Here is a 21,278-nt window from a genome sequence, read left to right on the forward strand (position 1 = left end):
CATGACCGTTCCGCGCCAGCTTCCCAACGCCATCACGATCGTGCGCATCCTGTGCGCACCCGTCTTCCTGTGGATGTTGCTGGCCGACGCCGGTACCGACGGAGCGTTGCGGTGGGCGGCGGCGGTGCTCTTCGTCGTCGCCATCGCCACCGACGGCCTGGACGGGCACATCGCACGCAAGCACGACATCGTCACGGACCTCGGCAAGCTCCTCGATCCCATCGCCGACAAGGTCCTGACCGGCTTCGCCTTCGTGGGGCTGTCGATCCTCGGCGAGCTGCCGTGGTGGGTCACCATCGTCATCCTCGTGCGGGAGATCGGCATCACCGTCTACCGGTTCGTCGTCGTGAGCGATCACGTCCTGGCGGCGGCGTGGATGGGAAAGCTCAAGACCGTCGCCCAAGGGGTTGCGCTCTCCCTCGCCCTGCTCCCGCTGTGGACGGTGTTCGGTGACGGGGTCTTCTGGGTGAACGGGGTGACCATGGCGATCGCGTTGATCCTCACCGTGGCCAGCGGAATCGACTACATCGTCTCCGAGGTCCGCGCCTCGCGCCGCGCCCGGCTATGAGCGCGGCCGCGGCGCTGATCGACGCCCTTCGGCGCGGTGGCCTGAGCGTCGCCGGAGCGGAGTCGCTCACCGGAGGACTCCTGTGCGCCGAGCTGACCGCCGTACCTGGTGCGTCGGAGGTCGTCCGTGGCGGCGTGGTGGCGTACGCGACGGACCTCAAGTCGGGGCTACTCGGCGTCGATGCCGGACTGCTCGCGGAGGGGGGACCGGTGCATCCGGCGGTCGCGTCGGCGATGGCGGACGGTGTGCGGTACCGGCTGGATGCGGACGTGGGCATCGCGACCACCGGCGTGGCCGGCCCGACGCCTCAGGGCGGGGCTCCCGTCGGTCGCGTCTACATCGCCGTGTCGACGCCGCACATGCGGCGCGTCGAAAAGCTGACACTCCCGGGCGATCGCGCGGCGATCCGGGCCGAGAGTGTGCGGCGGGCGATCGACCTTGCCGCGTCGGTGCTGTGACCGGGATCGGGATCTCGCGCGACGTGTTCGACACCTTCGGGAATGTCTGGTGTTTCCCTTGGGTTACATTCGGTGATTCCCACCCAATGCAAAGTTGCCCGGACTAAGTTGATGACCACGGTGTTGTACTGTGGTGCACCCGGTGAAGCGGAATCAGGAGTGAGGAGGGGCCCGACATGATCCTTGTACGTCAGGAGATCGGGGAAGTCCTGCGGGACTTCCGTCAACAGAAGGGGCAGACCCTCCGACAGGTCGCCAGTCGCGCCAGCGTCGCGCTGGGCTACCTCAGCGAGGTGGAGCGCGGCCAGAAGGAAGCGTCGAGCGAGATCCTCGCGTCGTTGGCCGAGGCACTCGACATCCCGATTTCGACCATCATGCGCGAGGTGGGTGACCGCCTCTCGGTCCTCGAGGGACTGCAGACCTTCCCCGATGTGGTCCCCGACGACCTCGTCGCGTCGGTCGACGCCGAGTTGACCCTTCGGTGACACCCCTCCGGTACGGAGGTCGTCGTGCGACGAAGTGAATTCCGCCGCGCGGTCGACGACGAGTTCGGTGTGCGCGGAGGTGCGCTGTTGGACGATCTCGTGATTCCCGGCATCGGCGACCGCACCGCGACCGACGCGCTCGACGCGGGTGTGCCGCCTCGCGAGGTCTGGATCGCGCTGTGTGTCGAGATGGACGTGCCCGATGCGCGCCGCCACGGCGTCGGCAGGCTCGAGCCGCGACGCTAGACACGACACGCCGTGCGCCTCGAAGATCCGTTCGAATCGTGCCGTAGTGTTCTGCACACGGGTCGTCGCGATCCGCGTGTTCCCCGATACGGGGCGCTCCCCGGCTGATGTCGGAGGCCCTCCCTACCGTGGAACACGTCATCGAGACCGCCCCACGCCTTGTCGCAGCATCCGATCCGCCGGAGAAGAGCGCGACAGCCTATAGGCGACGGACCGCGAGCAGAAGGAGCACGCCATGCCATCACCCGCCGACCGCGAGAAGGCCCTTGAATCGGCCCTCGCACAGATCGACCGCCAGTTCGGCAAGGGGTCGGTCATGCGCCTCGGAAGCGACGAGCGCGCTCCCGTCGAGATCATCCCGACCGGCTCCATCGCCCTCGACGTCGCCCTCGGCGTCGGCGGACTGCCGCGTGGTCGCATCATCGAGATCTACGGTCCGGAGTCGTCGGGTAAGACGACGCTGACATTGCACGCCATCGCGAATGTGCAGCGCGCCGGCGGCATCGCCGCGTTCATCGACGCCGAGCATGCTCTCGACCCCGACTACGCCCAGAAGCTGGGCGTCGACATCGATGCGCTTCTGGTGTCGCAGCCCGACACCGGTGAGCAGGCACTCGAGATCTCCGACATGCTGATCCGTTCCGGCGCAGTCGACCTCGTCGTGATCGACTCGGTCGCCGCGCTGGTCCCGAAAGCCGAGATCGAGGGTGAGATGGGCGACTCGCACGTGGGTCTTCAGGCACGCTTGATGTCACAGGCCTTGCGAAAGCTGACGGGTGGGCTCAACTCGACCAAGACCACGGCGATCTTCATCAACCAGTTGCGTGAGAAGATCGGCGTCTTTTTCGGATCCCCCGAGACCACCGCCGGCGGAAAGGCGCTGAAGTTCTACGCGTCGGTGCGTCTGGACATCCGCCGTATCGAGACGCTCAAAGACGGTTCGGAGGCGGTCGGAAACCGTACCCGCGTGAAGATCGTCAAGAACAAGATGGCCCCGCCGTTCAAGCAGGCCGAGTTCGACATCCTTTACGGCGTCGGCATCTCCCGCGAGGGCAGCTTGATCGACTTCGGGGTGGAACACGGCATCGTGAAGAAATCGGGTGCGTGGTACACCTACGACGGCGAGCAGTTGGGGCAGGGCAAGGAGAACGCCCGCAACTTCCTGATCAAGAACGCCGATGTCGCCGCCGACATCGAAACGAAGATCAAGGAGAAGCTCGGTATCGGTCAGGTCCGCGCCGACGGTGCAGCCGACGAGCTGGCAGCCCGCCGCCCGGCCTGATGGTCCGGTTCATCGACGACGGGGGCGCGGATGCCGACGAGCATCTCGCCCCCGTCACCCCGCTGTTCGGCCGCGCTTCCGATGCCGTCCCCCCGGCACCGGCGCGCGATGGCGGCGGTGCGGATCGTTCGACCCGCGACGTGGCCGCCGGGTGGGATCGCACGTGGACATCCGACCCGGCCGTCGACGGCGGCCGCGCGCGGACGAAGTCGGGGCTGTCGCGGGAGCGTGCGGCGCCCGCGGGGCCCCCCGAGAGCGCCGACCAGGCTCGCGCCGCGGCCGAAAAAGAACTGTTGCGGAAGCTACGCGGCAAGCCGCTGTCGATCTCCGAGGCGCGTACGGTGCTCGGCGCACACGACGACCTGGATGAGAAGGCTGCGGCGGCGATCATCGACGCTGCCTGCCGCCGGGGGTACCTCGACGACGCAGCCCTCGCCGAGCACTTGATCCATCTCGCGGTAGACCGAAAAGGGCAGGGGAGGACCGCCATCGCGCTCGCGTTGCAGAAGCGACGTATCCCGCGGGACGTGATCGATGCGGCGTTGCAGGAGTTGCCCGACGACGATGCCGAACGGGCCATGGAGTTCGCGCGGACCAAGGCGCGCCAGCTCGACCGTGTCGAATCAGACGTGGCCCTCCGTCGGCTGGTCGGCCAGCTGTCCCGGCGCGGGTACAACGGATCGATTGCGATGGACGCCGCGCGGCGTGCACTCGCCGAACATCGTTCGGGTGGCGTCCGGTTCTCCTGAGGGTGCCGGACGCGGGTGGCGCACCCTTGTCGCGGGGTGCGCTCGTAGAATGAAGACATCATGTCCCTGCCCTCCTCCGCGCCGACCCTGATCGAACCGTCCCCGGCGGCCGTCGCCGCCGACGGCCGTGCCCGCACCTATGAGGTGCGCACCTTCGGCTGTCAGATGAACGTGCACGACTCCGAGCGACTGTCCGGTTCGCTCGAGAGCGCGGGCTACGTCAAGGCGGACAGTGGCGACGAACCCGACGTGGTCGTCATCAACACGTGCGCGGTGCGCGACAACGCCGCGGGCAAGCTGTACGGGACCCTGGGACACCTGAAGTCGCGCAAGGACCGCCACGAGGGCATGCAGATCGCCGTCGGCGGGTGCATGGCCCAGATGGATAAGCAGGCCGTCCTCGACAAGGCGCCCTGGGTCGACGTCGTGTTCGGCACCCACAACATGGGCTCTCTCCCGAACCTGCTCGAACGCGCCCGCCACAACGGTGAAGCCGAGCTCGAGATCCTCGAATCTCTCGATGTCTTCCCCTCCACCCTGCCCACCAAGCGCGACTCGATCTCCAGTGGTTGGGTGTCGATCTCGGTCGGCTGCAACAACACATGCACCTTCTGCATCGTGCCGAGCCTGCGCGGCAAGGAGAAGGACCGCCGGCCGGGGGACGTCCTCAACGAGATCCGGATGCTCGTCGAGGACGGGGCGATCGAGGTCACCCTCCTCGGGCAGAACGTGAACTCCTACGGTGTGGAGTTCGGAGATCGCCACGCCTTCGGCAAGCTCCTCCGCGCCGCCGGAGAGATCCCGGGCCTGGAACGAATCCGCTTCACCAGCCCCCACCCGGCCGCGTTCACCGACGACGTCATCGACGCGATGACCGAGACACCGAACGTGATGCCGCAGCTGCACATGCCCTTGCAGTCCGGTAGCGACCGTGTCCTCAAGGCGATGCGCCGCTCCTACCGCAGCGCGAAGTTCCTCGGCATCCTCGATCGGGTACGCGAGAGCATTCCGCACGCGGCGATCTCCACCGACATCATCGTCGGCTTCCCCGGCGAGACCGATGAAGACTTCGAGGAGACGCTGCGGGTCGTTGAGGCCTCGCGATTCGCCTCCGCCTTCACCTTCCAGTACTCGATCCGCGAGGGCACCCCGGCTGCGACGATGCCCGACCAGGTCCCCAAGGCCGTCGTGCAGGAGCGGTACGAACGCCTGGTCGCCCTCCAGGAGCGGATCAGCCTGGAGGAGAACCAGAAGCAGCTCGGACGCAACCTGCAGGTGCTCGTCTCCACCGGCGAAGGCAAGAAGGACGCGGAGACGCACCGACTCACCGGCCGAGCCGAAGACAACCGCCTCGTCCACTTCGAGGTCCCCGCAGGCTCCGACCTCCCGCGCCCCGGCGACGTGGTCTCGGTGGCCGTCACGCACGCCGCACCCTTCCATCTGATCGCCGACGCGCCGGACGGGGCACCCCTGCGTATCCGTCGCACGCGGTCCGGCGACGCGTGGGACCGTTCGCAGGCGGAGTCCTGCGGCGTGAGCTCGGACTCGTCGAGCGGCGGGCCTCGTGCGGTCTCGCTGGGCCTGCCGATCCTGCGCACCGGCAGGTGAACTCTCCGCGACTCTGGGTGGTCGCCGGTGCGACCGGCACCGGCAAGACGGCGTTCTCGCTGGATCTCGCCGAAGCCCTCATCGAGGACGGGCGACCCGCCGAGATCGTCAACGCCGATGCGATGCAGCTGTACCGCGGTATGGACATCGGCACTGCGAAGTTGCCCGTCGCGGAGCGGCGGGGGATACCGCACCATCTCTTCGACGTCCTGGATGTCACACAGGAGGCCGCGGTCGCGTGGTACCAGCCGACCGCTCGTGGCACGATCCAGGCGATTTTCGCGAGAGGGGCGGATGCGATCCTCGTCGGCGGATCAGGGCTGTACGTCTCCAGCGTCGTGTTCGACTTCCGCTTCCCGCCGCATGACCAGGAATTGCGTGCGCACCTGGAAGCAGAGCTGTCCCGACATGGTGCCGGCGCGTTGTTCCAACGGTTGCGCGAGCTCGATCCGGCCACCGCGGACCGTATCGACGCGCGCAACAGGCGTCGCGTCGTGCGTGCGCTCGAGATCGTGTTGCAGGGGGAGAGCACCCACGGCGCAGCCCTGCCTGAGGCGCCGACGTCGTGGCACCCGGACACCACGCTTCTCGGCGTCCACGTGGAGCGCGCCGAGTTGGTCGATCGGCTCGATCGACGCGTGGAGGCGATGTGGGAGGCGGGTCTCGTGGAGGAGGCCGCCAGGCTCCGCACACGAGGACTCGAAGACGGCGTGACCGCACGGCGTGCGATCGGGTACGCGCAGGCCCTCGCCCAGCTCGACGGCCGGGTCGACGAGGCCGAGGCGATCGCGCAGAGCCAAGCGCTGACGCGGCGGTATGCGCGCCGGCAGGTCTCATGGTTCCGCCGCTACGACGGCATCCGCTGGCTCGACCCGGCGCCGGGCGTCGCGCGCGGGGAGGTTCGTCGGATGAGTTCGGGCACGCCCGTAGACTGACATGCATGTCCCAGACCGTCGCGTTCACCAAAGGCCACGGAACCGGGAACGACTTCGTCGTGATCGCCGACCCGGACGGCGCCTTGGACATGACCGAGGACCATGTCGCCATCCTGTGCGACAGGCGCTTCGGGATCGGTGGTGACGGTCTCCTCCGTGTGGTCCGTTGCGCGGCGATCACCGAGGGCACGGATGCCGCGGCCTCCGGCGTCGAGTGGTTCATGGACTATCGCAACGCGGACGGGTCCATCGCCGAGATGTGCGGCAACGGAACGCGCGTGTTCGCGAAGTACCTCGCCGACGCCGGGCTGGCCATGATGGACGAGCCGCTGCGGATCGGCACCCGCGCCGGTGTCAAGACCCTGACGCGGAGCCCCCTCGGCTTCGAGGTCGACCTCGGTCGGTGGCGGGTCGACGACGAGGATGTCCTGGTGCGGGCGCGCGGCCTCGATGTGCCGCGGCCCGGTCAGCACGCCGACCTCGGAAATCCCCACGTGGTGGTCGCGCTGTCCTCCGCCGAGGAGCTCGACGGGCTCGATCTCACGGTGCCCCCCGTCCTCGATCCGGCCCCGCCCACCGGCGCGAACGTCGAGTTCGTCGTGCCGGAAGACCCCCTGGTGCACGAGGGCGTCGGACGTATCCGCATGCGGGTGTTTGAACGCGGGGTCGGGGAGACCCTCAGCTGTGGCACGGGCGTCGCGGCTGCCGCGTTGGCGGTGCGCCATTGGGCCGGCCCCGCTGCGCCCGAGCACTGGAGCGTGGAGGTCCCCGGAGGCCGGCTCGGTGTGCGACTGGTGCCGCACGCAGACGGCTCCCACGTGCTCCTGTCGGGGCCGGCGACACTGGTGTACACCGGCGAGATCACCCTCGCTTGATCCGCGCGCGTCGATCAGGCCGGTGGCCCGAGACGACGGACCTTGATCACGCGGAAACCCCGTCCGGTCGCCACACGGTGCACGCTGAAGCCGCGATCGAACGTCGATGCGAGCCAGCGCTGCAGCGAGTCCGAGCCCAGGTTGCGTGAGACGACCAGGTGGGCGTCCGACCGCTCGTCCAGACGCGGGATCCACGTCTCCAGGAGTCCATGGAGCTGATCCTTGCCGACTCGGATCGGCGGGTTGGACCGGATCGCGCGGAACGCGATGTGGTCGGGGACGTCCTCGGGGGTCACGGCGTTGACGTTGGTCAGTCCCAAGGCGTCGGCGTTGCGGCGGGTGAGATCGAGCGCCCGTTCGTTCACGTCGACGGCCCACACCGTCGTGTGCGGGGACTCCAGCGCCATGCTCAGCGCGATGGGCCCCCACCCGCACCCGATGTCCAGCAGATTCCCCCCCTGCGGAGGCAGGGGGGTGTTCGACAGCAGCACCGAGGTGCCGGTGTCGACGTGGTCCGGGCTGAACACCCCGCCGGCGGTCACGACCTCCACGTCGCGGCCGGACAGGGTCACGCGGATCGTGCGGAGATTCTCGGGACTGGCGGGGGTCGCCGTGAAGTAGTGGTCGCTCCCCATGAGGGATGAGCGTAGCGGAGCGCAGACGATCACGGGGAGCTAGAATTCACGGATGCCCGGTCGGAGCGGGAAACCGCTCCCAGGGGCGCCCCCACGGCCGCGAGGGATGCGACCGCACACGATGACGAAAGGCGAGGATGACCGACACCACCACTCCGCAGGGGTCCGACGACATGCCGGTGGACCCCGTCGATCGCGTGCTCTCGCGCGCAGGCGGACGGTCGGGGGTCACGGTCTTCTCCGGCGCGCAGGCGCTGCAGGATGTGCGCACCGCCGGCCGCACCGACGACGACGGGGAGCAATGGGACCGCGAGGATCGCGCGGCCCTCCGGCGCGTGCCCGGGCTGTCCACCGAGCTCGAGGACGTCACCGAGGTCGAGTATCGCCAGCTGCGCCTGGAGAACGTGGTGCTCGCCGGCGTCCACCCCCAGGGCGAACAGGAGGACGCCGACAACTCGTTGCGCGAGCTCGCGGCGCTCGCCGAGACGGCCGGTGCGGTCGTGCTCGACGGGGTGCTCCAACGGCGCCCCCACCCCGACCCGGCGACCTATCTCGGCAGGGGCAAGGCGGAGGAGTTGCGGGATCTGGTCGCCGCGCTCGGCGCCGATACGGTCATCGCCGACACCGAGCTCGCCCCCAGCCAGCGGCGTGCGTTGGAGGACGTCGTCAAGGTCAAGGTGATCGATCGCACCACGGTGATCCTCGACATCTTCAGTCAGCACGCGAAGAGTCGCGAAGGCAAGGCGCAGGTCGAACTCGCCCAGCTCGAGTATCTCCTTCCCCGGTTGCGTGGCTGGGGTGACTCGATGAGCCGCCAGGCCGGTGGTCAGGTCGGTGCCGCCGGTGCCGGAATGGGGTCGCGCGGTCCCGGCGAGACCAAGATCGAGCTGGACCGTCGTCGGATCCGCACCCGCATGGCCCAGTTGCGTCGCCAGATCGCGTCGTTCGCCCCCGCCCGTGCTGCCAAACGCGCCGAACGCGACCGGAACACCGTCCCCTCCGTTGCCATCGCCGGATACACCAACGCCGGGAAGTCCAGTCTGCTCAACCGCCTAACCAGTGCGGGAGTGCTGGTCGAGAACGCCCTGTTCGCAACGCTCGATGCGACCGTACGGCGGACGCAGACCTCCGACGGGCGCGTGTACACCTTCACCGACACGGTCGGGTTCGTCCGGAACCTCCCGCACCAATTGGTGGAGGCGTTCCGCTCGACGCTCGAAGAGGTCGGGGAGGCGGATGTCGTGCTGCATGTCGTCGACGGAGCGCACCCCGATCCGGCGGCACAGCTCGCGACGGTGCGCGACGTGATCGGCGACGTCGGTGCACGTGAGTTGCCCGAGCTCGTCGTGTTCAACAAGTCGGACCTCATCGACGACGACACCCGGTTGGTGCTCCGCGGACTCGAGCCCCAGGCGATCTTCGCCTCCTCCCGCACGGGGGAGGGCATCGAGGAGATCCGGGCGGCGATCGAGCGGATGCTCCCGCTGCCGCCCGTCGAGGTACGGGTGCTGGTGCCGTACGATCGCGGCGATCTCGTCTCGGCCGTCCACGAGACCGGCATCATCCTGTCGCAGGAGCACGTCGAAGACGGCACCGCCATCCACGCGCACGTCCCGGCGATCCTCGGCGCACGCCTCGCGCCGTTCCTCCGAGGCTGACCGGTCCGGGAGAGCCCGTGGCGGCGCGGAGCATCCTCAGCGCCGCAGCGGCACGGCGTGGACACCGGGTGTGTCGAAGCCGAAGACGGCGCCGAGGAAGGCGTACTCGGATTCGATCGCGTGCACGATCGTCTCCGCCCGCCGGAAGCCGTGGCCCTCGCCCTCGTAGAGCACATACGCGTGGGGAATCCCGCGCGCGGCGAGGGCGTCTCGGATCGCCTCGGACTGCGCCGGGGGGACCACGGCGTCCTCGGAACCTTGCAGCAGCAGCAACGGCGCCGAGAAGTGCTCGGCGTGCGTCAGGGGTGATCTGTCGAGGTAGAGGTGCTCCGCCTGGGGCAGCGGACCGATGAGCCCGTCGAGGTAGCGGGCTTCGAAGTCGTGGGTGTCTTCGGCCAGCGCGCGGGCGTCCCCGACCCCGTACCGTGAGATCCCGGCGCCGAAGACGTCGCCGGCGACCATCGCGCCCAGCACGGTCCAGCCGCCTGCGGACCCGCCGGCGATCGCGATGCGCGCGGGGTCGGCCAGCCCGCCTTCGATCAGCCCCTGCGCCGCGGCGATGACGTCCTGGACGTCGACGACGCCCCATTGGCCACGCAGTCGCTCGCGGTACGCGCGGCCGTATCCGGTCGAACCGCCGTAGTTCACATCGAGCACGCCGATGCCCCGACTGGTGAGGTAGGTGGTGCGTGCCGAGGCGACCGGCCCGACATGTGCGGTCGGCCCGCCGTGCACGAGCACGACGTACGGTGGGCGCTCGCCGTCGACCGCGACCACGTCGGGGTTCGTCGGCGGGTAGGCGAACGCGTACACCGGGCCCGAGGGGCCGTCCACCGCGACGGGTGTGGCTCGGGGCGTCCAGGCGTCGGGCCAGGGCAGGGAGGCCTCGCGGAGCGGGGAGACGGTGCCGCCGGTGGTGTCGACCACCCAGAGCCCCGAACCGCCCGTGGGGGCGGCGCCCGAAACGAGCGCCTTCGGGCCGCGGGCGTCTTCGACGACGACGCCCGACACCGCGGGCACCGGCAACGCCTCGGCGAGACCCGAGAGCGGATCGATCGCGACGACCTGGTCTGCGCCGTCCGTGCGCACCGCGACGATACGATCCCCCGCCACGGCGTACCAGGACAGACCGAGCACCCACAACCCGCCGCCGGTGTCGGCGTCGGCGGGTGAGAACGACGCGGTGGGGGCGGGGCCCCCCACGTGCCACCGCATGAGGTTCCAGCGCCCCGAGGCGTCGTCGGCGTACAGCAGCGTCTCGTCGTCGAGCCAGCGGGGTTGCAAGGCGGACCGGTCGCCGGTCACGGGCGCGGTCCACGTGCGGACCGCCCCGTCGTCGAGACGCCCCACGCGCACTTCCGCACGCTCCCACGGCATGTTCGGGTGGTCCCAGGCCACCCACGCGAGGTGAGTCCCATCAGGCGACAGCGCGGGCTGGGCGAGGAAGTCACTTCCGCCGACGAGGGGGATCACGAGGTCGGCGTCGGAGGCGGCCGATCCGTCGACGGGAACACGCACGATCGCTCGATCCGGCACACGGCGGCCGGGTCGGTGTTCCTCGCGCACCGCGAGCAGGGCGCCGTCGCGCCACACCAGACCGCCGTGGCGGACGTCGCCGGTCGCCGGCGTCAGCGGGCGCACCTCGCCGTCGACGACGGAGTAGATCCGCTGATCGCTCTTCTCGACGAAGTACAGCGTTCCGTCGTCGGCCGCCGCCCAGGCGCCGCCGCCGTACTCGTGGACGCCGCTCCGGGCGTTCCAGGGCTCGGGCAGGACATCCCGCACGGTGCCGTCGGCGCCGCGCCTTCGGACCGCGACACGGCCGGCTTGCTCCGGGACCGGCTCGCCCCACCACACGTCTTCGCCGACGAACCGTGCGCCGTCGATGCGCGACGAGGCGGCCGACGCTGCGGCTGCGGTGATCGGAGAGGGCCAGGAACCGTAGGGGAGTGCGGAGGTCACCTCCCCACCGTACGACGGGTGGGGAGGTGACCTCGATCCTCACTTCTCGGCGGGGACCGGACCGTCCTCGATCACGAGGGTGTCGACGTCGGAGTCGGCAGGCTCGTCGCCGACGACGACCTCCTCGACGACCTCGACCTGCTCGAGGACCGGGGCCTCGGCGGGATCCTTCTCGAGCAGGGATGCGATCAGCCACACGACCAGGGCGAGGACGACGACCAGCACGATGTCGCCGAAGGTCAGCGGGCGCAGCGCGAACAGGAGGATCACGGCGAGGACGAGGATCACCATGCGCACGAGCACACGCTGACGGCGCATCCACTCCCCGAATCCGCCGGTGTCCAGCCCGCGTCGGCGCAGGCCCACACGCGCGGAGGTCGTGAGCGATCCCGCGAGCGCGCGGACACGGCGGGCCGGGGCCCACCGACCGCTCAGCCACGCCGCGACCGCCACCACGACACCGAGGAAGGTCAGCACCGTCGCGGTGTCGCGCATCGCGCCGACCACGGTGTAGTAGATCGCCTCGAGTGTGCGTGCGGGGATCCCCAGGGACGGGGCGTTCAGGCTGAGCACGGCCGCTGCGCTGGTGAGAGCGACGGCAAGAAGTCCCGCACCGATCGTGATCGCCACGCCCACCCCCAGCAGCGCGGTCGAACGGCGGCGCGCGACCAGGACGCCGACGGCGGCCAGGCCCAGCGCGATGAACGGGATCCAGTAGCCGGCGGCGACGGCGATGTTGTAGATCGTGCCGACCAGGAGGAGGCCATCGGCCTGGACGATCACGATGGTCTGGTCGATCGTCGGGATCGATGAGGCCAATCCGAATCCCTGATCGCTCAACTGCGTCTTCAGCTCGTCGATGATCGGTCCGAGCTGGATGCCGAGCGCACCGGTGTCATCGATCGCGATCGCCGTCGTATCGTCACCGGTCGCCGCCGCGACGAGCGCGCGGTGGCTGGCGACCAGCGCGGTGCGCCACACCTGGGGGAACGCGTCGGACTGCACGACACCGGTGATCGCGGAGTCGATGAGGCCCTGCACACCCTGGACGGCGGGCTGGCGCAGCAGGTCCAGCGCCGACGAGGCCGTCGGCGGAAGATCGAGGCTCTGCACCCCGTCGATGACGTCGTTGGTGATCCCGGCGACGTCGACGGCCTCGTTCACCGCCGCGGATGCCTGGTCGATGACCAGCTGCTGGACGTCGGGATCGTCGGCGAGGGGCCCGAAGGTCTGCACGAACGCGTCCTCGCTCACCAGTTCGGCACGCGCCCACGTGCCCACCACCGACACCGGCACGAGGATCCCGGCCAGGACGATGCACACCGCGGAGATGAGCGCACGCCACCACCCGGTGCGGGCGACACGATCCGAGGGGACGGTCTCCGCGTCCGGAGGGTCGACGGATTGCGACCGCAGGTCGGCGTTCTCGGCCCGGAGGCGTTCGATCTCCGCGCGGAGATCGTCGATGTCTGTCGTGGGCATGGCGAGGCTCCCTAGGTTCGGTGAGCCCCATTCTGTCGGGAAGACGCCCCGCTTCGCACCTGCGGCCCCGATCAGACCGCGCGCATCACCGCGACGACCTTGCCCAACACGACGGCCTCGTCGCCGAGGATCGGCTCGAACGCCGAGTTGCGGGGCAACAGCCACACGTGTCCGTCCCGTTGCCGGAATGTCTTCACGGTCGCCTCACCGTCGAGCATCGCCGCCACGATGTCGCCGTTCTCGGCGGTGGGCTGTGAGCGGACGACGACCCAGTCACCGTCACAGATCGCGGCGTCGATCATCGACTCGCCGGACACCTTCAGCATGAACAGATCGCCCTTGCCCACCAGCTGTCGGGGGAGGGGGAACACCTCGTCGATCTGTTGGTCGGCGGTGATGGGCACGCCCGCGGCGATCCGCCCCACGAGCGGCACCATCGCGGCATCGCCGACCGGTGGCGTGGTGTCCGCCGGACTTTCGGTGCTCGCACCGGGCAGATCGATGAGCACCTCCATCGCGCGGGTTTTGCCGGCGTCACGGCGGAGGTAGCCGCTCAGTTCCAACTGGTTGAGCTGGTGGGTGACGCTGGACAGCGACTTCAGGCCCACCGCGTCGCCGATCTCCCGCATGCTCGGCGGGTATCCGTGGCGCGCGATCGAGCGCTGGATCACTTCGAGGATCGCGAGCTGCTTGTCGCTGAGGCTGCGCCGCCGCCGGGTCTGGGGTCGGGCGCGGCTCGTCGGCTCGGTCATCTCGTGCTCCTGTCTCGTCGTCCCCGCCGCGGTCTCCCGGCGTGAGGGGCACTGCTCTTCGAATGTCGGAGGTCGGTGGTGGGGTGTCCTCATCGAAACGGTATCCGCCCGTTTCGGGCACGGCCCGCAAGCAGTCCGCGTGTCGTGTTCGACGAAGATCCACCGTTCCGGTCCCTTGACAGTATAGAAACTCGAAGATAGCTTCGGAAGAGAGGTTCGCACCGGGTGCTCCCGGCCGAGTCCATCGGTGCGAACCTCTCCCCGAAGAAGGAGGAGAGATGACCGCGATCACCATCACGCCGCAACCCCGCACCCGCCTGCGCATGACCGCGCGCGGTCGCCGCGTGTTCACCGCACTCGCCGCCTTCCCGGTCGCCGCGTGCGTGGCCGTCGCGGTCATCAGCGGTGGCGGAGCGCTGGCTTCTCGCGACGCCGGCGCCGATCCCGCGTCCTTCTCGACCGTCGTCGTGGGCGCGGGGGACTCGCTGTGGTCGATCGCCGAGCGTGTCGCCCCGTCGAGCGATCCGCGCGACGTGATCGACGACATCGCACGACTGAACGCCCTCGACGGTGTGGCCGTCTCCGCGGGGCAGGAGCTGGCGATCCCCACGCGGTACACCGCCGACGGGCAGTGATCCCGCTCGCCCGACCGCACGTACCATGGGAGAGGTGACCGCTCGCCTCGACGACCTTCCCCTCCGCGACGATCTCCGCGGAATGACGCCCTATGGCGCCCCGCAGGCCCCTCTGCCGGTGGCGCTGAACGTCAACGAGAACACCCATCCTGTGCCCGACGAGGTCGCCGGGGACATCCTCGACTCGATCGCGCTGGCCCTGCGGGATGTCAACCGCTACCCCGATCGTGAGTTCCTCGCGCTACGGGAGGCCTTCGCCGAGTATCTGGGGGAGGGCATCACCGCCGACCAGATCTGGGCCGCCAACGGCTCCAACGAGGTGCTGCAGCACGTGCTGCAGGCTTTCGGCGGTCCTGGACGCACCGCGTTCGGCTTCGGACCGACCTACTCGATGTACCCCCTGCTGACCCGCGCAACGGGGGCGACCTGGGTCGCCGGCACGCGCGACGACGACTTCACTCTGACCCCGGAGTCCGCCGCGGCGCAGGTGGCTGAGATGGACCCCGACGTCATCTTCTTGTGCGCGCCGAACAACCCCACCGGTACCCCGATGCCCCTCGACGTCATCACCGCGGTCTACGACGCCAGTCGCGGGATGGTCGTGGTCGACGAGGCCTACGAGGAGTTCGCACCCCACGATGAGCCGTCCGCCGTCACCCTCCTGGGGGGCCGCGAACGGCTCATCGTCTCCCGGACGATGTCGAAGGCCTTCGCCTTCGCCGGTGCGCGCGTCGGCTATCTGGCCGCCGATCCCGCCGTCGTGGACGCGCTGCGGCTCGTCCGTCTGCCGTACCACCTCAGTGCACTCACCCAGGCGGCCGCCACGGCGGCGCTGCGGCACGCACCGGTCATGCTGGGTATGGTCGATGAGATCGTCGCGCAACGCGACCGCATCTCCGCGACGCTGGAGGCTCTGGGCTACCAGCCGCACCCGTCGTGGACGAACTTCGTGCTCTTCGGTGGTGTGGACGACCCCGCGGCGACCTTCCGGGCGCTCTTCGACCGCGGCATCCTCATCCGCGACGTCGGGATCGCCCACCACCTCCGCGTCACGGCGGGGACCGAGGCCGAGACGACGGCGTTCCTCGATGCGTTGGCCTCGTTAGGATCGAAGTCATGACCCGAACCGCTTCGCTCTCGCGTTCGACCAGCGAGTCGACGGTCGAGCTGCAGCTCGACCTCGACGGCACCGGCCGCAGCAGCATCGACACGTCCGTGCCGTTCTACGATCACATGCTGACGGCGTTCGCGAAGCACTCGCTCACCGACCTCACGGTGCGCGCGTCGGGTGACACCGACATCGATGCCCACCACACGGTCGAGGACGTCGCGATCGTCCTCGGGCAGGCGATCCGGCAGGCCCTGGGCGACAAGGCCGGGATCAGTCGCTACGGCGACGCGCTCGTCCCGCTCGACGAGGCGCTCGCGCAGGCCGTCGTCGACATCAGCGGTCGTCCCTACCTTGTGCACAGCGGGGAACCGGCCGGGTTCGAGCACCACCTGATCGGCGGTCACTTCACCGGATCACTCGTACGCCACACCTTCGAGGCGCTGAGCTTCCAGGCCGGCTTGACGGTGCACGTCCGTGTGCTCGGCGGACGTGACCCGCACCACATCGCCGAGGCGGAGTACAAGGCGTTCGCGCGCGCGTTCCGCCAGGCGAAGTCGCTCGATCCGCTCGTAGAGGGCGTGCCGAGCACCAAGGGTGCTCTGTGACCGATCGGCCCGTCGTCGCGGTCCTCGACTACGGATCGGGAAACGTCCACTCCGCGGTCAAGGCGCTGGTCGCCGCGGGCGCCGACGCGCGACTGACCTCCGATCGCGCACTGGTGCAGGACGCCGACGGACTCGTGGTCCCCGGCGTCGGCGCGTTCGAAGCGGTGGTGACCGCGCTCCGCGCGCAACGCGGCGACGAGCTCATCGGACGGCGCCTGGCCGGCGGGCGGCCGGTGCTCGGGATCTGCGTGGGTATGCAGGTGCTCTTCGAGAGCGGCGTCGAGCGGGGAGCCGGCACACCCGGTCTGGGGGAATGGCCCGGATCCGTGACCGAGCTGGATGCACCCGTGCTCCCGCACATGGGCTGGAACACCGTGCGGGCGGGGGAGGGGAGCACTCTCTTCCGCGGACTGGAGGATGAGCGCTTCTACTTCGTGCACTCCTATGCGGCCCAGCACTGGACCATGCAGACCCAGCGCCCCTTCGCCGAACCGGTCCTCACATGGAGCGAGCACGGCGTGCCGTTCCTCGCCGCGGTGGAGAACGGGCCGCTGTCGGCGACGCAGTTCCACCCGGAGAAGTCGGGGGAGGCGGGCATCCGTCTGCTCGCCAATTGGATCGACGGGCTTCCGAAGACTAACCTCTGAATCCGTGCCTGCGCCCGGACGCCCCGATCCGGCGCCGAGACGCGCGAGGAGCTATGAACGATTTCGCATCAACCCCCCAGCTGGTCCTGCTTCCCGCGGTCGACGTCGCAGGCGGGAAGGCCGTTCGCCTGACGCAGGGCGAGGCCGGATCGGAGACCAGCTACGGTGATCCGGTCGACGCGGCCACCGACTGGGCGCGCCAGGGTGCGCAGTGGATCCACCTCGTCGACCTCGACGCGGCATTCGGGCGCGGCAGCAACGCGGGTGTGATGCGCAAGGTGATCAAGTCGGTGCGCGGCGTGCAGGTCGAGCTCTCCGGCGGCATCCGTGACGACGCATCCCTCGAAGCCGCCCTCGAAAGCGGGGCCTCGCGCGTCAATCTCGGTACGGCTGCGCTAGAGAACCCCGAATGGGCGGCGGATGTCATCGGCCGCTACGGCGACCTGATCGCCGTCGGTCTCGACGTGCGCGGGACGACCCTGGCCGCACGCGGCTGGACACGGGACGGCGGGGACCTGTGGACGGTGCTCGATCGGCTCGAGGCCGCCGGCTGCAGCAGGTACGTCGTCACCGACGTCACCAAGGACGGCACGCTCCAGGGCCCGAACACCGACCTCCTGCGCGAAATGGTCACCCGCACCCCGAAGCCGGTGGTCGCCTCCGGGGGGATCTCCAGCCTGGACGACATCGCGGCACTACGCGAGCTCGTCCCGCTGGGTGTCGAGGGTGCCATCGTCGGAAAGGCGCTCTACGCGGGGAACTTCACCCTCGCCGAGGCACTGGATGTCGCCGGACGCTGACCGGTCGGGTCCCGCAGGCGCCGCCGATTCGGCCGGTGTCCCCTGGGAAGGACGCAGCTTCTCGAGCAACCCCCACGCCGCCGACGACGGACGTGCCGATCCTGGGCTGGAGCGCGCACTGCGTGCCTTCCGATCGGGTGACGGCGACGAGGTCGCCGTGGTTGACGCGTACCGCGACGCCCGCCTGCTGATCCCGCTGATCGCCCAGAAGGGCGAGGGCGACGACGAGACCGTCGGTGCGCACGGCCTGCCCGTCGACAAGACGCAGGAACTGTCCATCGTCACCGTGGCGGCCCCGGACGGCCGCCACGTCCTGCCCGTGTTCACCTCGGTCGAAACCATGCGGACGTGGGACGCGCAGGCGCGACCGGTCCCCGCCGACGGGGTGCGGACCGCGCTCGCGGCATCCGCGGACGACACCGATCTCATCGTCGTCGACCCCGGATCGGAGACGGAGTTCGTCATCCGTCGCCCCGCCGTGTGGGCGATCGCGCAGCAGCAGGCCTGGGAACCCAGTCACCGTTCGCCGGAGGTCGCGGCCGGTCTCCACGAGAGCATCGGCGGAGAACTCGCCGTCATCGACGTGACCCTCGAGCCGGGCGATCCGCTCGCCCGCGGTCGCGGTCCCGAACTGATCGTCCGGTTGCACCTCGCCGCGGGACTCGATCAGACCCAGCTCGACGCGGTGCTCGCGCGCCTGTCGAAGCGGTGGGCATCCGATGACCGTGTGGCCGTCCTGGTGGATTCGCTGGCGGTCAAGCTCGTACGTTCCGAGCCGCTCAGCTGACCGGGCCGGTCCACTTCTCGCCCGGCCCCTTGCCGATGGGGTCCGGAATCGTCGATGCCTCGCGGAAGGCGAGTTGGACAGAGCGGAGCCCGTCGCGCAACGAGCGGGCGTGCATGTCGCTGATCTCGGGTGCCCCGGCGGTGATGAGCCCGGCGAGGGCGTTGATGAGCTTCCGCGCCTCATCGAGGTCTCTCTGCGTGTCGGGGTCGTCCGCGAGGCCGACCTTCACCGCGGCCGCACTCATCAGGTGCACCGCCGCGGTGGTGATGATCTCCACCGCGGGGACGTCCGCGATGTCGCGCGTGGCCGACTCGGCGGCGGCCTCTTGGGTGTCCCATCGGGCGTGACGTTCGTCGTCGGCGTGGCCGTGGTCGGGGGGAATCGTGGACACGTGGTGCTTTCTGGTAGACTTCAGCGGGCTTCAGAGCCGCGTGCTCTGAAACGAAAGAGGATCACATCCCACCCGCGCTTGCCGCTCCAGGCTACCGGGTCCACGCACTCCCTCCCGTCGGGTCGCCGACGGAAGAGAACCCGGCGAGACGTCCGTCCGCCGCGGGTGGGTGCACGATTTCGGCGCAGGGACGTCGCGTCGGGTGGAATGGGGACTCTTCCGCCCGCGACACACCGTGTCGCGGTGGCCATCACCCGCACGAAGAGGAGTTCCGCATCAGCGATCCCCGCACCAACGACCGCATCCGCGTGCCTGAGGTCCGTCTCGTCGGACCCAACGGCGAGCAGGTCGGCGTCGTCCGCATCGAGGTTGCTCAGCGTCTGGCTCAAGAGGCGGATCTCGACCTGGTCGAGGTCGCGCCCAACTCCAAGCCTCCCGTGGTCAAGATCATGGACTACGGCAAGTTCAAGTACGAGGCTGCTCAGAAGGCCAAGGAAGCGCGTCGCAATCAGGCGAACACGGTCCTCAAAGAGGTCCGCTTCCGTCTGAAGATCGAAGCGCACGACTACATCACCAAGCTCAAGCGCGCCGAGGGCTTCCTGCAGGCCGGCGACAAGGTCAAGGCGATGATCCTGTTCCGTGGCCGTGAGCAGTCGCGTCCCGAGCAGGGTGTACGTCTGCTCCGCAAGTTCGCGGAAGACGTGGCCGAGTTCGGCACCGTCGAGGTCAACCCGACCCAGGACGGCCGGAACATGACCATGGTGATCGCCCCGCACAAGAACAAGTCGGAGGCCAAGGCTGAGCAGAACGCCCAGCGTGCGGCGAACAAGGAAGCCTCTCGCGCGTCGCGCGCCGCGGGCGACGGCGACGCCGCACCGGCGAAGTAACGCCCCACAGACTCCCGCCGTGGCGGGACCCCGTTCCCGCCCGAGCGGGAAATGACACCGAAGGAAGAAACATGCCGAAGCAGAAGACCCACTCGGGTGCCAAGAAGCGCTTCAAGATCACCGGCAGCGGCAAGCTCAAGAAGCAGCAGGCCGGTATGCGCCACAACCTCGAAGGCAAGTCGAGCCGTCGCACCCGCCGCCTGAACCAGGACCAGGTGCTCTCCAAGGCCGACACCAAGGGCGCCAAGAAGCTTCTCGGCCGCTGACGCGGCCCGCGCACGAATAGGAACGAAACACAATGGCAAGAGTCAAGCGGGCCGTCAACGCCCACAAGAAGCGTCGCGTCATCCTCGAGCGCGCCTCCGGTTACCGGGGTCAGCGTTCGCGTCTGTACCGCAAGGCGAAGGAGCAGGTCACCCACTCGCTCGTCTACGCGTACCGCGACCGTCGCAAGCGCAAGGGCGACTTCCGTCGTCTGTGGATCCAGCGCATCAACGCCGCGAGCCGTCAGCACGGGATGACCTACAACCGCTTCATGCAGGGCCTCGGCCTCGCGGGCGTGCAGGTCGACCGTCGCATGCTCGCCGAGCTGGCCGTCAACGAGCCGAACGCGTTCGCGTCGCTCGTCGAGACCGCCAAGAAGGCGCTGCCTGAGAACGTCAACGCCAAGAAGTCGGCGTAAGTACCGTCTCTCGAAAGGGCGTCCTCCTCCGGGAGGGCGCCCTTTCGGCATCCCGGTTCGTCACGAACTGCATGCGGCGGTCGGAGATCCGCCCCGATGTCGGATGATCGAACCGAAATCCTCCGACATCGGCGTGATTCTCCGACGTTCGCCGGGCGCCCGGATGTGCGGGGGCGAAGATCGGGATGTGGTCGGGCCTAGACTGGGGGCGTGCTCGAGAACCCCCGGTCGCCACGCGTGCGCGCCGTGGCCAAACTCACCAAGCGCAGTGCGCGCAGGGAGACCGGGCTCTACCTCCTGGAAGGGCCGCAGGCGGCACGCGAAGCGCTCGCGCACCAGCCGAATACGCTCGTGGAAGTCTTCGCGACGTCGGCCGCGCTCGAGAAGCACGCCGACATCCGTGAGGCCGCCGCGGCGGCACAGATCGATCCGATCCTGACCACCGATGCCGTCCTGGATGCCATGGCCGACACGGTCACGCCGCAGGGCATCGTCGCCGTCGCGCGCCAGGCGCCCACTTCGATCCGCGAGGTCTTCGCCTCCGGCCCCCGCCTGGTGGCGGTGTGTGAGGAGGTGCGGGACCCGGGGAACCTCGGCACGATCATCCGCGCCGCCGACGCCGTCGGTGCAGACGCGGTGATCCTCACCGGCAACACCGTCGACCCGTATCACCCGAAGGTCGTGCGATCGACGACCGGATCGCTGTTCCATCTTCCCATCGCCGTCGGCGCGCACCTCGAGAACGTCGTCCGACTCGCGCACGAGGCCGGGGTGAGGGTCGTGGCGGCCGACGTCGGGGGAGAGGACTTCCTCGACAGCCGCGACCTGCTCGCCGAGCCGACCGCGTGGGTGTTCGGCAATGAGGCCCGCGGACTGCGGGAGGATGCGGTGTCGTTGGCGGATGTGTCGATGCGTCTGCCGATCTACGGCCGGGCGGAGTCGCTCAATCTGGCCACCGCCGCCAGCGTCTGTCTCTACGAAACGGCCTTCGCGCAGCGCGCGAAGTGAGCCATTTGACCAGTCGCGCTCGATCACAGC

At 69.3% G+C, this 21,278-nt stretch carries 25 protein-coding genes; 20 read left to right on the forward strand and 5 right to left on the reverse strand.

Annotation, left to right across the window (positions count from 1 at the left end):
- Position 1: 1 nt before the first annotated feature.
- The 9 genes from pgsA (at position 2) to dapF (ending at position 7,206) form a co-directional block, all read left to right on the forward strand.
- A complete protein-coding gene (gene pgsA, locus ABD204_RS09220; RefSeq protein WP_194425209.1) occupies positions 2–568 on the forward strand; it encodes a CDP-diacylglycerol--glycerol-3-phosphate 3-phosphatidyltransferase in 567 nt (188 codons plus the stop codon).
- On the forward strand, positions 565–1,026 hold the full coding sequence (locus tag ABD204_RS09225) for a CinA family protein (RefSeq protein ID WP_194425210.1): 462 nt from the start codon (positions 565–567) through the stop codon (positions 1,024–1,026). The genes pgsA and ABD204_RS09225 overlap by 4 nt, the downstream gene beginning before the upstream one ends.
- A 176-nt stretch (positions 1,027–1,202) precedes the next feature.
- The gene (locus ABD204_RS09230) at positions 1,203–1,511 is read left to right on the forward strand and encodes a helix-turn-helix domain-containing protein (RefSeq protein ID WP_194425211.1); all 309 of its coding nucleotides are present in this window, start codon (positions 1,203–1,205) and stop codon (positions 1,509–1,511) included.
- A gap of 24 nt (positions 1,512–1,535) precedes the next feature.
- Positions 1,536–1,757 carry a DUF3046 domain-containing protein gene (locus ABD204_RS09235; RefSeq protein ID WP_194425212.1) on the forward strand — a complete coding sequence of 74 codons (222 nt, stop codon included), beginning with the start codon at positions 1,536–1,538 and terminating at the stop codon, positions 1,755–1,757.
- Positions 1,758–1,992: 235 nt separating this feature from the next.
- Positions 1,993–3,039, forward strand: coding sequence for a recombinase RecA (gene recA / locus ABD204_RS09240; RefSeq protein WP_194425213.1), 1,047 nt, complete (start codon positions 1,993–1,995; stop codon positions 3,037–3,039).
- Positions 3,039–3,788 carry a regulatory protein RecX gene (locus ABD204_RS09245; RefSeq protein ID WP_194425214.1) on the forward strand — a complete coding sequence of 250 codons (750 nt, stop codon included), beginning with the start codon at positions 3,039–3,041 and terminating at the stop codon, positions 3,786–3,788. The genes recA and ABD204_RS09245 overlap by 1 nt, the downstream gene beginning before the upstream one ends.
- 60 nt (positions 3,789–3,848) lie before the next feature.
- Positions 3,849–5,396, forward strand: coding sequence for a tRNA (N6-isopentenyl adenosine(37)-C2)-methylthiotransferase MiaB (gene miaB / locus ABD204_RS09250; protein WP_194425215.1), 1,548 nt, complete (start codon positions 3,849–3,851; stop codon positions 5,394–5,396).
- Complete coding sequence (gene miaA / locus ABD204_RS09255) at positions 5,393–6,331, forward strand: tRNA (adenosine(37)-N6)-dimethylallyltransferase MiaA (protein WP_194425216.1); 939 nt, start codon at positions 5,393–5,395, stop codon at positions 6,329–6,331. Before miaB ends, miaA begins: the two co-directional genes overlap by 4 nt.
- A gap of 5 nt (positions 6,332–6,336) precedes the next feature.
- Positions 6,337–7,206 carry a diaminopimelate epimerase gene (gene dapF / locus ABD204_RS09260; protein WP_194425217.1) on the forward strand — a complete coding sequence of 290 codons (870 nt, stop codon included), beginning with the start codon at positions 6,337–6,339 and terminating at the stop codon, positions 7,204–7,206.
- A 14-nt stretch (positions 7,207–7,220) separates the two neighbouring features.
- On the opposite strand, the gene ABD204_RS09265 is transcribed toward dapF, so the two are convergent.
- The gene (locus tag ABD204_RS09265) at positions 7,221–7,841 is read right to left on the reverse strand and encodes a class I SAM-dependent methyltransferase (protein WP_194425218.1); all 621 of its coding nucleotides are present in this window, start codon (positions 7,839–7,841) and stop codon (positions 7,221–7,223) included.
- Between the two features lie 137 nt (positions 7,842–7,978).
- Here ABD204_RS09265 and hflX point away from each other — a divergent pair, with 137 nt between their 5' ends.
- Positions 7,979–9,499, forward strand: a complete 1,521-nt coding sequence (hflX, locus tag ABD204_RS09270; protein ID WP_194425219.1) for a GTPase HflX — start codon at positions 7,979–7,981, stop codon at positions 9,497–9,499.
- A gap of 36 nt (positions 9,500–9,535) precedes the next feature.
- On the opposite strand, the gene ABD204_RS09275 is transcribed toward hflX, so the two are convergent.
- The 3 genes from ABD204_RS09275 to lexA all read right to left on the reverse strand — a co-directional run bounded on the left by ABD204_RS09275 (position 9,536) and on the right by lexA (position 13,695).
- Positions 9,536–11,461, reverse strand: a complete 1,926-nt coding sequence (locus ABD204_RS09275; protein ID WP_194425220.1) for a prolyl oligopeptidase family serine peptidase — start codon at positions 11,459–11,461, stop codon at positions 9,536–9,538.
- 39 nt (positions 11,462–11,500) lie between these two features.
- Positions 11,501–12,943 (reverse strand): hypothetical protein, encoded by a 1,443-nt coding sequence (locus ABD204_RS09280; protein WP_194425221.1) that lies wholly within the window; start codon positions 12,941–12,943, stop codon positions 11,501–11,503.
- 71 nt (positions 12,944–13,014) lie between these two features.
- Positions 13,015–13,695, reverse strand: coding sequence for a transcriptional repressor LexA (gene lexA, locus ABD204_RS09285; RefSeq protein ID WP_194425222.1), 681 nt, complete (start codon positions 13,693–13,695; stop codon positions 13,015–13,017).
- Between the two features lie 278 nt (positions 13,696–13,973).
- Between lexA and ABD204_RS09290 the strand changes: the two genes are divergently transcribed.
- Genes ABD204_RS09290 through ABD204_RS09315 form a run of 6 tightly spaced genes read left to right on the forward strand, consistent with a single transcriptional unit; the run spans position 13,974 to position 18,280 of the window.
- Positions 13,974–14,330, forward strand: a complete 357-nt coding sequence (locus tag ABD204_RS09290; RefSeq protein WP_194425223.1) for a LysM peptidoglycan-binding domain-containing protein — start codon at positions 13,974–13,976, stop codon at positions 14,328–14,330.
- A 25-nt stretch (positions 14,331–14,355) separates the two neighbouring features.
- A complete protein-coding gene (locus ABD204_RS09295) occupies positions 14,356–15,450 on the forward strand; it encodes a histidinol-phosphate transaminase (protein ID WP_194425224.1) in 1,095 nt (364 codons plus the stop codon).
- Positions 15,447–16,046: an imidazoleglycerol-phosphate dehydratase HisB gene (gene hisB / locus ABD204_RS09300; protein ID WP_206697531.1), complete on the forward strand. Its 600-nt coding sequence runs from the start codon at positions 15,447–15,449 to the stop codon at positions 16,044–16,046. The genes ABD204_RS09295 and hisB overlap by 4 nt, the downstream gene beginning before the upstream one ends.
- Positions 16,043–16,693, forward strand: a complete 651-nt coding sequence (gene hisH / locus ABD204_RS09305; RefSeq protein WP_194425225.1) for an imidazole glycerol phosphate synthase subunit HisH — start codon at positions 16,043–16,045, stop codon at positions 16,691–16,693. Before hisB ends, hisH begins: the two co-directional genes overlap by 4 nt.
- 53 nt (positions 16,694–16,746) lie before the next feature.
- Entirely contained in the window at positions 16,747–17,493 is a 747-nt protein-coding gene (priA, locus tag ABD204_RS09310) for a bifunctional 1-(5-phosphoribosyl)-5-((5-phosphoribosylamino)methylideneamino)imidazole-4-carboxamide isomerase/phosphoribosylanthranilate isomerase PriA (protein ID WP_194425226.1), read from the forward strand.
- Positions 17,477–18,280, forward strand: a complete 804-nt coding sequence (locus tag ABD204_RS09315; RefSeq protein WP_194425227.1) for an SseB family protein — start codon at positions 17,477–17,479, stop codon at positions 18,278–18,280. The genes priA and ABD204_RS09315 overlap by 17 nt, the downstream gene beginning before the upstream one ends.
- Here the strand turns inward: ABD204_RS09315 and ABD204_RS09320 are convergent.
- Positions 18,273–18,671, reverse strand: a complete 399-nt coding sequence (locus ABD204_RS09320; RefSeq protein WP_194425228.1) for a DUF1844 domain-containing protein — start codon at positions 18,669–18,671, stop codon at positions 18,273–18,275. The genes ABD204_RS09315 and ABD204_RS09320 overlap by 8 nt on opposite strands.
- 308 nt (positions 18,672–18,979) lie before the next feature.
- Between ABD204_RS09320 and infC the strand changes: the two genes are divergently transcribed.
- The 4 genes from infC (at position 18,980) to ABD204_RS09340 (ending at position 21,248) form a co-directional block, all read left to right on the forward strand.
- On the forward strand, positions 18,980–19,558 hold the full coding sequence (gene infC, locus ABD204_RS09325; protein ID WP_322597561.1) for a translation initiation factor IF-3: 579 nt from the start codon (positions 18,980–18,982) through the stop codon (positions 19,556–19,558).
- Between the two features lie 71 nt (positions 19,559–19,629).
- Complete coding sequence (gene rpmI / locus ABD204_RS09330; RefSeq protein ID WP_194425229.1) at positions 19,630–19,824, forward strand: 50S ribosomal protein L35; 195 nt, start codon at positions 19,630–19,632, stop codon at positions 19,822–19,824.
- 32 nt (positions 19,825–19,856) lie between these two features.
- Positions 19,857–20,240 (forward strand): 50S ribosomal protein L20, encoded by a 384-nt coding sequence (gene rplT / locus ABD204_RS09335; protein WP_194425230.1) that lies wholly within the window; start codon positions 19,857–19,859, stop codon positions 20,238–20,240.
- 210 nt (positions 20,241–20,450) lie between these two features.
- Entirely contained in the window at positions 20,451–21,248 is a 798-nt protein-coding gene (locus ABD204_RS09340) for a TrmH family RNA methyltransferase (protein ID WP_194425231.1), read from the forward strand.
- The last annotated feature ends 30 nt before the right edge of the window (positions 21,249–21,278 follow it).

It is taken from the genome of Microbacterium aquimaris (assembly GCF_039531285.1).
Taxonomy (GTDB): domain Bacteria; phylum Actinomycetota; class Actinomycetes; order Actinomycetales; family Microbacteriaceae; genus Microbacterium; species Microbacterium aquimaris.